The 10,946-nt window shown below is 30.6% G+C and carries 9 protein-coding genes; 1 reads left to right on the top strand and 8 read right to left on the bottom strand.

Annotated features, from left to right (window positions below):
* Positions 1-73 precede the first annotated feature (73 nt).
* Genes HV819_RS02460 through HV819_RS02440 form a run of 5 tightly spaced genes read right to left on the bottom strand, consistent with a single transcriptional unit; the run spans position 74 to position 4,654 of the window.
* Positions 74-781, bottom strand: a complete 708-nt coding sequence (locus HV819_RS02460) for an ABC transporter ATP-binding protein (RefSeq protein ID WP_154539370.1) — start codon at positions 779-781, stop codon at positions 74-76.
* Entirely contained in the window at positions 774-1,565 is a 792-nt protein-coding gene (locus HV819_RS02455) for an ABC transporter ATP-binding protein (protein WP_154539372.1), read from the bottom strand. Before HV819_RS02455 ends, HV819_RS02460 begins: the two co-directional genes overlap by 8 nt.
* Positions 1,555-2,541 (bottom strand): branched-chain amino acid ABC transporter permease, encoded by a 987-nt coding sequence (locus HV819_RS02450; RefSeq protein WP_154539374.1) that lies wholly within the window; start codon positions 2,539-2,541, stop codon positions 1,555-1,557. The genes HV819_RS02455 and HV819_RS02450 overlap by 11 nt, the downstream gene beginning before the upstream one ends.
* 1 nt (position 2,542) lies before the next feature.
* Positions 2,543-3,430, bottom strand: a complete 888-nt coding sequence (locus tag HV819_RS02445; protein WP_154539376.1) for a branched-chain amino acid ABC transporter permease — start codon at positions 3,428-3,430, stop codon at positions 2,543-2,545.
* Between the two features lie 54 nt (positions 3,431-3,484).
* Complete coding sequence (locus HV819_RS02440; RefSeq protein ID WP_154539378.1) at positions 3,485-4,654, bottom strand: ABC transporter substrate-binding protein; 1,170 nt, start codon at positions 4,652-4,654, stop codon at positions 3,485-3,487.
* 352 nt (positions 4,655-5,006) lie between these two features.
* Between HV819_RS02440 and HV819_RS02435 the strand changes: the two genes are divergently transcribed.
* A complete protein-coding gene (locus HV819_RS02435; protein ID WP_176269429.1) occupies positions 5,007-6,839 on the top strand; it encodes an acyltransferase family protein in 1,833 nt (610 codons plus the stop codon).
* Positions 6,840-6,883: 44 nt separating this feature from the next.
* On the opposite strand, the gene HV819_RS02430 is transcribed toward HV819_RS02435, so the two are convergent.
* Genes HV819_RS02430 through HV819_RS02420 form a run of 3 tightly spaced genes read right to left on the bottom strand, consistent with a single transcriptional unit; the run spans position 6,884 to position 10,939 of the window.
* Positions 6,884-8,743 carry an ABC transporter ATP-binding protein gene (locus HV819_RS02430; protein ID WP_154539382.1) on the bottom strand — a complete coding sequence of 620 codons (1,860 nt, stop codon included), beginning with the start codon at positions 8,741-8,743 and terminating at the stop codon, positions 6,884-6,886.
* The gene (locus tag HV819_RS02425; protein ID WP_176269428.1) at positions 8,736-10,499 is read right to left on the bottom strand and encodes an ABC transporter ATP-binding protein; all 1,764 of its coding nucleotides are present in this window, start codon (positions 10,497-10,499) and stop codon (positions 8,736-8,738) included. Before HV819_RS02425 ends, HV819_RS02430 begins: the two co-directional genes overlap by 8 nt.
* Positions 10,496-10,939 (bottom strand): MarR family winged helix-turn-helix transcriptional regulator, encoded by a 444-nt coding sequence (locus HV819_RS02420; RefSeq protein WP_154539386.1) that lies wholly within the window; start codon positions 10,937-10,939, stop codon positions 10,496-10,498. The genes HV819_RS02425 and HV819_RS02420 overlap by 4 nt, the downstream gene beginning before the upstream one ends.
* Positions 10,940-10,946 lie beyond the last annotated feature (7 nt).

Genomic DNA, 10,946 nt, shown 5'->3' with positions numbered 1-10,946 from the left:
CTGTTTGAATTATCAAGATATTTTGTTTAAATTAAAGAAAAAAATATAAGAGTCTAAAATAAGACTCCTATAATTATATTCCCAAATATGCACTTCTAACGCTTGGGTCGTTTTTTAAGTTTTCTGCCTTATCTTCTTTTACTATCCTACCAGTTTCAAGTACATAGGCCCTGTCTGATATGTCGAGAGCAAGGTTAGCATTTTGCTCAACTAATAATATTGTAGAGCCTTCTTCTTTTAAAATCTTTATAGTTTCAAATATTTTTTCAACGTATAGGGGTGAAAGACCCATAGAAGGCTCATCTAACAATAAAAGTTTAGGATTTGTCATTATAGCTCTCGCCATGGCAAGCATTTGTTGCTCACCTCCTGATAAGGTACCTGCTTTTTGATTTTTTCTATCCTCCAAAACAGGAAAAAGTTCATATATTCTCTCTATCTTTTCATTTTTTTCTTTATCTGATATTTTTGTTGCAACAGAGCCTAAATTTATATTATCAAGGACAGAAAGATTTGAAAATACCCTTCTTCCTTCAGGAACTTGGGCTATACCAAGTCTTGTAACCTTATAAGCCTTGGCATTTGTTATGTCAGAATTTTCAAAAATTACTTTTCCACTTCTTTTATCTAATAGGGAAGAAATAGCTTGAAGTGTTGTTGTCTTTCCTGCACCATTAGCACCTATAAGTGATACAACCTCTGCATTATTAACCTTTAAAGATACATCTTTTATAGCATGGATATTTCCATAATATACATTTAAATTTTCTACTTTAAGCATTATCTCCTCCATAACCTGAACCAAGATAGGCACTTACTACTTCCTCTTTTTTAACAACTTCCCTAGGATTACCTTCTGCGATTACTATTCCATGATTTAACACCAGTAGTCTTTCACATATTCCTAATACAAGTTTCATATCATGTTCGATTAAAACTATAGCAAGTTTATACTTATCTCTTATCATTCTTATAGTATCCATTAAAGCTTCAGTTTCTATAGCATTCATACCTGCAGCTGGTTCATCTAAGAGCAAAAGTTTAGGATTTGTTGCAATAGCCCTTGCTATTTCAAGCTTTCTTTGAGCTCCATATGGGAGGTTGCCTGCACTATCGTTGGCATAGGATTGTAAATCTAGGATTTTTAAGATCTCAAGTGCTCTTTTTGTAGCCTCTCTTTCTTCTTGCCAGTAAGATTTAAGTCTTAGCATACCTGATATAACGTTATATCTCATATCTTGGTTCATAGCAAGCTTTACATTATCTATTACTGAAAGATAATCAAACAACCTTATATTTTGAAAGGTTCTAGAAACTCCTTTTTGGGATACCTTATATACACCAAGTCCCCCCACACTTTCACCATCTAAAAATATCGACCCTTCGGTAGGACTATAAACACCACTTAGCATATTAAACACTGTGGTCTTACCTGCACCATTTGGTCCTATTAATCCTATAAGGTCTCCTTCTTTTACATCAAGGTTAAAACCATTTACTGCTTTAAGTCCTCCAAAAGAGATAGATATATTATCACACTTTAATATTGATTTTCTATTTTCCATCATCTTTCTCCTTCTTTAAAGCTTTTTTTCTTTTTATCTTAGCTAATAGCCTTGATATAGAAAACTCTTCTCTTCCCATCAATCCTTGTGGTCTAAATATCATTACTAAAACAAGTATTACTGAGTAAATTATCATTCTCCAATCAGCAAAGGCTCTTAGAATTTCTGGAACTATAGTAAGTACAATAGTTGATATTATAGAGCCTGTAAAAGAGCCCATACCACCCAAAACTACCATTACTAAGATATCAAAGCTCTTATTATAATTAAATACACCAGCTGCTATAACTCCAGTAGTTTGGGCATATATAGCTCCGGCAACACCCGCAAAAAGTGCTGATAAAGTAAAAGCAAAAGTCTTATATCTTGTAGTATTAACTCCAGAACTTTCGGCTGCAAGTTCGTTATCTTTTATTGCTAATACTGACCTCCCAAACCTAGATGTCATTATAGAGTACATAAAAACTACAGAAAGTACTGTTACAAAAAATACTAAGGCGAAGCTATCGATTGTAGGAATTCCTGTCATACCTTGGGCACCACCAGTTATAGTTAAATTTTCTGCAAGAACCCTTATTATTTCACCAAAGGCGAGAGTTACTATGGCAAGATAATCACCATTTAATCTTAATACTGGTATACCAATTATAAGCGAGAATAAAAAGGCTACAAGGCCTGCAAGAAGAAGCGATATTATAAAACCACCGACTCCTCCTACTAATTCAGTTTTTAAAAATATACCTGCTGTATAGGCTCCTATTGACATAAATCCTGCATGACCAAGGGTAATTTGTCCAAGATTTCCCACTGTTATATTTAATGATATGGAAAGTATTATATTTATACAAAGGAAAAATAATATAGCTTGCCAATATGAGTCTATAACTCCTCCTATAATTAAAGCTTGTATTATTACAAATGTAAGTAAAATTAAAAGAGTTGTTGCTATATACGAAATTTTCTTATTTTTATCCATATTAAACCTTCTCTTTCTCCATAGATCCTAGTATACCTGTTGGTTTTACTATAAGAACTACAATTAATACCATAAAAACAATAGCATCTGCATAGGAGCTTGATAGATAAGCTCTTGTCATTACTTCTATCATTCCTAATATAAAACCACCTATAACCGCTCCAGGAATTGAACCAATCCCTCCTACTACTGCGGCTGTAAAAGCTTTAATTCCTAGCATTGATCCCATAAAAGGAGTTATTTGTGGATAACTTGCTACATAAAGAAGACTTGCAACACCTGCAAGAGCTGAACCTATTGCAAAGGTCATTGTCATAGTGTTATCTACATTTATCCCTACAAGACTTGATGCCTTATAGTCCTCACTTACAGCTAACATACTCTTACCAAGACTTGTTTTTGATACAAATAATTGCAATATAGTAGTTAATATTATTGTAATTATTATAGTAAATACAGTTTGAAATGATAATCTTATACCAAGTAAATTTATACTTTCTTTACTAAAAAGTGATGCCACAGGTCTTGCATTGGCTGTAAAGAACTTTACAAATAAATTCTCCAAAAATAAAGAAACTCCTATAGCTGTTATTAATATGGATATAGAAGATGAGTTTCTCAAAGGTTTATAAGCTATTCTTTCAATCACAACTCCCAATAATGTACATGCAACAATCGCTGGAATTATTGAAAGATAAAGTGGAAGTCCACTTTGAAATAATTTTGTCTGTACTACAAAAAAAATTGTATAGGCTCCAACCATTATGATATCCCCATGGGCGAAGTTTATAAGCTTTGCAACGCCGTAAACCATAGTGTAACCTAAAGCTATAAGAGCATATATAGATCCTAATTGTAGACCATTAAATAACTGGGTTAAAAAATTCATACTTTCTCCTTAAAATTAAGGGCTGTTGCAAAAAATGCAACAGCCTATCAAAATTTAGTTTTCATCAGGGCTAACTGTTGAGTTAAATTTATAAGTCCCATCCTTTATTTCCATCATAGATGCTGATTTGATTGGGTTATTATTTTCGTCAAATTTGAACTTACCTGTTATACCATCAAATTCAATATTTTTAAGCTTTTCTACAACTTTGTCACTTTCGATAGATTGTGCTTCTTCTATAGCTTGTTTTACTAAGTAAATTGTATCATAAGAAAGTGCTGAGAATGATGATGGATCTTCGTTGTTTTTTTCTTTATATTTACTAACAAATTTTTTTGTTCTTTCATCTTCACTATCTAAGGCAAAGTGGTTTGAAAAACATGAACCTTCAACTAAGTTTAGTTGAGACTTATCCATAACACTTATAACCCCATCCCAACCATCGCCACCTATAAATTTAGCGTCAATACCAGCTTCTCTTGCTTGAGGTGCTAAAAGAGCAATCTTTTCATAGTAATCAGGAACCAACAATACTTCAGGTTTTGCACTTGCAATTTTTGTAAGTTGAGCTTTAAAGTCTGTATCATTTTCTCCATAAGACTCATCTGCTACAATTTCAAGATTAAGCTTCTCAGCCTCTTTTTTAAACTCATCTGCTATCCCATTTGAATAATCTGATGATGTATTTCTAAGAATAGCTACCTTTTTAGCTTTTTGATTTTCTGAAGCAAACTTTGCAAGAAGTCTTCCTTGGTAAGGATCTGTAAAACATGTCCTAAAGATGTTTTTCTTATCCTTAGTTATATCTTCTTGTGTACCTGTTGGTGTAATCATTGGTATACCATCTTTTTTAGCAATTTCTGCAACAGCAAGAGCTGGTTTAGATGTTATTGCTCCAACTATTACAGAAACTCCATCACCTTTTAGCTTATTATAAGCCGAAGTCGCATCGGTAATCTCTCCCTTATCATCGTAAGATTTCCATTCTATTTTCTTACCATTGATACCCCCTGCTTCATTTATCTCGTCTATCGCTATTAAAGCTCCCTTTTCTGATGAGTTACCATAATTAGAAACGGGTCCTGTTTGAGGAATAATTGCCCCTATTTTTATAGTATCAGAATCTTCACTAGTACTTTTAGAATCATTTGATCCACTTGAACATCCCGCAAGTGCAAATATCGATGCAAATGCCAATGCCATTAATTTTTTTGATTTTCCCATTTTTTCTTCCTCCATAATATTTATTCTTTTAATAAGTATAAATACAAATAAAAATTTATAATAATAATTATGGCATAATTTTGAATATCTGTCAAATCTTTTTTATATTTTCCTATAAATCATTTATTTTTAGGATTTTATAACTTATATTATCTTCTTGTTTCAATATTTAAATATATACAGCTTATATTCAATGAATTTTTATAATATATTATAGAATATACTTTTGTTTTTTTGATTATTTATACTTAAACTGAATATTTGATTCTAATTTGTTACAAGTGTTACAATATCTCTCTATATCTTGCTATTTATCTAACTAAATATTATAATGATACACATGGGGGAAATAATGAATAAAATTAAATATATTGATTCATTCACTTTTCTAAGAGCTATTTTTATTATTGCAATTTCAATTTTCCACACCAGAGTTCATTCACTAAGTGGCGGTTTTATTGCAGTGAATAGCTTTTTTGTATTGAGTGGATTTTTAATAATGCTTAAGTTGGAAAGTTTGAGAGGAAATGAGTTAAAAGATTACATAAGATATATCAAAAAAAGATTAAAATCCTTAATGCCAGCCTTGTACTTTGTTTTGATAGTATCATTATTAGTTTCCTTAATTTTTTCGAAAACTGTTTTTCATGATTCTATAAAATCAAGCATACCGAGTGCTCTTTCATTCCAAAATATATATCAAATACTAGTAGGAGGATCCTATTTTAAGCAAAATGGATACTTTTCAATGTTTACTCACTTTTGGTATATATCTATGCAAATTCAATTTATAGTGATTTTTACCTTGGTAAGCTATTTGATTAGAAAGTTTAGTAAAAACAAAAGATTATGCATACTCTCATTTTTAAGTCTTTGTAGTATGCTTTTAATGATTTATTTTTCTTATGATAAAGGTAATATATCAAGGGTTTATTATGGAACAGACACTAGAATTTATGCGTTTCTCTTAGGTGCTATAGTATACCTTCTTAAAGATAAATTTATAAACTTAAGTCTTTTGTTAAAAGATAAAAAAGAAACCCTCTATTATTTTATAGGTCCAATTCTATTTTTTACCTTTATAGCTTATTTTCTAGTAGATGGAAATTCCATCTATACTTATAGGCTAATAATGCCAGCTTATACAATTTTGCAGGCTATTTTAATTGGAACCTTGTTCTCCTTTGAAACATCAAATATTATTGTAATAAACAAAAGAAAGTTTGGTTTTTTTAGAAGTTTTCTATATTATATAGGACTAAGATCTTATTATATCTATATATGGCAATATGTAATAAATACCTTTATAACATATTTTCTTGCATCCTCAAGAGTCAATGTCATATATTTTTATATTTTGCAAGTAATTATAGTAATAGTATTGTCTGAGCTTACTTATCAGATTTATGAAAAGCTAAAAAATAAAAAATCCTATTTTTTTGTAAGTTTAATAATACTTGCTCTTTTAAATATATCTGCATTTTTTATAGACAATCCTAAAGATAATGATATAAAACAATTAGAGGAGAATATAAGTAAAAACAAAAAAGAAATTAGCAAAAAAAATAAGGACTATAATAAAAACAAGTCTAAGGTAAATTCTAATGATATATCTAATTTAAGTACTGATAATAAACTTAATAATGAAAAAATAAAAAATAAATCATACGATGACTTTAATTTTACTGATTATGAAAAATCTTTCCTAAAAAGTAAGTCTGTAACAGCAGTAGGAGATTCTGTTTTAATAAATATAGATAAATATCTAAGAGAATTTAACCCAAATCTCTACCTTGATGGTGAAGTTGGAAGAGATATGATAGATTGTCCTAAAATTTTGACCAATATAAAAAACAGCACTGGTCTTGGCGATATAGTTTTAATAGCGCTTGGTTCTAATGGTCAACTTGAATATCAAAATTTGGTTGATTTAAAGAAAATATCTGAGCAAAAAAAATTATTTTTTGTAAATACTGTACATAGTCAATCTTGGGAAAGTTCAATTAATAAAGATATTGAAAAATTTTGTAAGGAAAATGATAATGTATATTTGGTTGATTGGTATAAGTATGCTAAACAAAGACCTGAATTGTTTGCAAAAGACTTTGTTCATCCAAATGTAGAAGGTTCTATTGCATACAGAAACTTAATAGAAAGAGCAATTTTAAATGCTTATAGTAAATAAAAAAATACACTTGTTTTTGAAAACAAGTGTATTTTTTATTATCTTTAATCAAGTTCAAGCTTTCCTGTGTATAATTGATAATATGTGCCTTTTTTAGCCATTAAAGAATCATGGTTTCCTCTTTCTATAATTCTACCATTATCCATTACCATTATTACATCAGAGTTTTTTATTGTTGAAAGCCTATGAGCTATAACTATTGATGTAGAACCTGTCATAAGATTATCCATGGCATCTGTTACTATAAGCTCTGTTGCTGAGTCTATTGATGAAGTAGCCTCATCTAAAATTAACATAGATGGCTCATCTACAGCTGCTCTAGATATGGATACTAGTTGATTTTGACCATCCGATAAGGATGACCCATTTCCATGGATTTTTGTATCATAACCATGAGGAAGCCTACAAATAAATGAATCAGCTTTACTCATCCTAGCTGCAGCCTTTATCTCATCATCGTTTGCATCAAGTCTACCATACCTTATATTTTCATAAATAGTATCTGTAAACAAGCTTACATCTTGGAGTACCATCCCAAAAGCTTTTCTTAAGGCGGATTTTTTAATTTGATAAATATCTATATCATCTACCTTTATAGAACCCTTATCTATGTCATAAAATCTTGTTATAACATTGGTTATAGTTGTCTTTCCAGCACCAGTTGAACCAACAAAGGCTATTTTTTCACCTGGATTTGCATAAAAAGTTACATCCTTTAATATCTTATTTTTACCATCATATGAAAAGTCTACATGCTCAAAGTCAATTTTTCCTTCAAGCCTTTTATATTTTATTTCTCCATTAACTATCCTCTTCCAAGCGTAGATTCCTGTAAGGGTATTTTCTTCATGAAAGTTTCCATCTTTATCAATAGTTGCATGAACAAGGTCTATATCTCCATCATCACTTTCAGCTTCCATATCAAGTATTTCAAATATACGATTAGCTCCTGCAATAGCTTGAGCCATAACATTCGCTTGTTGACTTACTGTTGCAATTGGATTTTGTAATTGCCTTACATATGTTAGATATGTAGCAAGTGTGCCTACTGTCATTTGTCCAAGAATTGTTAAAACAGCTCCAACCATACATATTATGGCATAAGATATGTTGATACCATTTTTAAGAAAAGGCATTATCTTCCCCGTTATAGTATTAGCTTGCCAAATAAGCTCTCTTACTCTATCAGCCGTTTTATTGAACCTATCTTTTAAATTTTCTTCAAAGTTAAACACTTTTACAACTTTCTGACCTGAAAGAGTCTCTTCTATAAAACCATTCATCTTTCCAAGTTCAACTTGATTTCTTGAAAATAGTCTTGTTGATTTTGTTATTATCTTTTTTAATATAAAAAGCATAAGACCTATGGTCAAAAGTGTAAGGATTGTAAGCTTAAAGTTTATAACAAACATTATAGCAAAAGTTCCTATAAATAAAAGTAGTGATTGAAGAAGATTTGGGATAGATGATGATAGAGATTGACCTAACATATCTGTATCATTTGTAAACCTTGACATTATTTCCCCATGAGTATTTTGGTCGAAAAATTCTAATTCAAGACTTTGAATTTTCTCAAAAAGTTCATTTCTTATATCTTTTATAGCTTTTTCACTTACCCTAACCATTAACCTTGAAAAAATAAGAGATGTTATAGCAGATATTATGAATAGCCCAACCATCATCAAAACATTTTTCTTAAGTCCATCAATATTTGAATTTAAAATCATCTCGTCAATTGTCGGTTGAAGTAAAGACATACCCAAAATTTGAGTTAGGGTAGAAATTATTACAGATATAATTACCACTATCATTTGCCACTTATAGTTGAAAAGATATTTTAATAATCTTACAATACCACCATTGAAAGAATTCTGATTTCTTGAGGAATTTAATTTATTACTCATTTATATCACTTCCCTTCTGTTGCATATCGTAGGTTTTTCTATAAAATTCACTTTCCTTATAAAGTTCGTCGTGGCTACCTATAGCCTCAATTCTACCTTCTCTCATAACCATAATCCTGTCACAGTGTCTAAATGAAGATACTCTTTGAGAGATTATGATTTTTGTAAGTTTATCAGAATAAGAATTTATTCCTTCAACTATTTGACTTTCAGTCTTTGTGTCTACTGCACTTGTAGAGTTATCTAAGATTAAAACTTTTGGCTTTTTTAAAAGTCCACGTGCTATACAAATTCTTTGTTTTTGTCCACCCGAAACACCTGTTCCACCTTGACCTAAAACTGACTGATATCCATCAGCTCTTTCTTTTATAAAGTCATGGGCGCAAGCAATTCTAGCAACCTTTTCTACTTCTTCAAAACTAGCTTCAGTATCGCCCCACCTAATGTTATCTTCAATCGTTCCTGAGAATAGGGTGTTTTTTTGTAAAACTATATTTACATCATTCCTAAGCTTTTTGATATCGTAATTTTTAACATTAACTCCACCAACTTTAACAACCCCTTCACTAACATCATAAAGTCTCGGTATAAGTTGGACAAGACTTGATTTTGCAGAACCAGTTGGTCCTAAAATACCTATGGACTCTCCCTCTTTTATATGGAGATTTATATTTTCTAAGGCATAATTGTCAGAATCTTCTTTATATTTAAATGATACATTAGAAAAATCAATTGAGCCGTTTTCAACTTCAAGTCCATCAATTTTTTCGTGATTTTTCATATATGGCTCATGTTCTATTACCTCTGCTACACGGACAACTCCTGGACTTGATGCCATCATTTGCATTAAAACCATAGAGATTCCTATAAAGGCAGCTAAAAGCATCATAGCATACATAATAAAACTCATTAACTCTCCTACTTGGATTTTGCCACTAATAATTTCATTACCACCAAACCACACAAGAGATGCCATTGTTCCAAACATTATTATATTTGCAATTGGACCAACATAACTCATTGCACCACTTGCCTTGTCTATTAGCTTATACATGGTAAAGTTTTGTTTTGCAAGTTTTTTAATCTCAAAATCATCTCTAACAAATGACTTTACCACTCTTATATTTGCTAAAGATTCTTGAACAATAAGGTTTAGCTTATCAAATTCTTTTCTAAATTGTTTAAATCCAGGTATAGCCTTCGACATAGTGAAAAATATGGCTATTACTAAAAGTGGCATGGTAACTAAGAATAATAATGATAGCTTAGCTGATACATTTACAGATAAAATTACGGCAACGATACCTGTAACTACAGTCTTAATTATAAATCTTGTTCCTAAAAATACTGAAAATATAATTTGTTGTATATCACTTGTAAGCCTTGTTATTAAAGATGAAGTTTGGAACTCTTCTAAATCCTCAAAACCATATTCTTGGATTTTACCAAATGCGAGCTTTCTTAGGTTTGCACCAAACCCTGAAGATATTGCAGAAGCATGTTTTGTAGCAACCATACCTGCATACATACAAAATAGTGAAACTAAAATCATAACTGCACCTAAGATAAATGTCATCTTTATATCCGACTTACTTACTGCCATATCAATTATAAATGCCATTATGGTAGGTACAATAAGCTCTAGAATTGTCTCTATTGTTGTTGCAACCATAGAGATCTTGGCATTTTTCTTATACTCTCCAACAGCAGGCATCAAATATTTGAAATTGACAAAAAATTCCTTTAAACTATTCAAATTACCTCCCTATTTACTTCCATTAAAATTTCAGCAAGTTCAGAAAAGTCATCTGCCATCTTCTTTATCTTTTCTTCCCCCAACCTATCATAAAGTTTTGCATTAAATTCGATAAGTGGATTAAGATAATTTCTGGCATATTGTTTTCCTTTTTCTGTCAAAACTAAAATTTTAAGTCTCTTGTCACTTTCATCAGTGACTGTTTTTACATATTCTTTTTCACATAATTCCATAATTATATTATTTATAGTTTGTTTGGCAACAGCCATTTTTTCTACAATCATAGATTGGCTTACACCTTTCTCATAAATTAGGGTTAAAAAAATAGCAGTCTTTATGCCATTAGCATTCATATCTTTGAAGCTTTGGCTTTTTAATCCCTGCACTTTCCTAATTAGAGAAAACAACTTAAAAATATAAAGTGATTTTTGATTTTCCATCTATATC

Origin of the sequence: Anaerococcus faecalis, assembly GCF_013371425.1 — a bacterium.
Taxonomy (GTDB): domain Bacteria; phylum Bacillota; class Clostridia; order Tissierellales; family Peptoniphilaceae; genus Anaerococcus; species Anaerococcus porci.
This window is presented reverse-complemented; position numbering and strand designations above follow the sequence as displayed.

Coding starts and splice junctions, on each gene's coding strand:
- HV819_RS02460 (WP_154539370.1), bottom strand. CDS start 781: ATGCTTAAAGTAGAAAATTTAAATGTATATTATGGAAATATCCATGCT.
- HV819_RS02450 (WP_154539374.1), bottom strand. CDS start 2,541: ATGGATAAAAATAAGAAAATTTCGTATATAGCAACAACTCTTTTAATT.
- HV819_RS02440 (WP_154539378.1), bottom strand. CDS start 4,654: ATGGGAAAATCAAAAAAATTAATGGCATTGGCATTTGCATCGATATTT.
- HV819_RS02420 (WP_154539386.1), bottom strand. CDS start 10,939: ATGGAAAATCAAAAATCACTTTATATTTTTAAGTTGTTTTCTCTAATT.
- HV819_RS02430 (WP_154539382.1), bottom strand. CDS start 8,743: ATGAGTAATAAATTAAATTCCTCAAGAAATCAGAATTCTTTCAATGGT.
- HV819_RS02435 (WP_176269429.1), top strand. CDS start 5,007: ATGAATAAAATTAAATATATTGATTCATTCACTTTTCTAAGAGCTATT.
- HV819_RS02445 (WP_154539376.1), bottom strand. CDS start 3,430: ATGAATTTTTTAACCCAGTTATTTAATGGTCTACAATTAGGATCTATA.
- HV819_RS02455 (WP_154539372.1), bottom strand. CDS start 1,565: ATGGAAAATAGAAAATCAATATTAAAGTGTGATAATATATCTATCTCT.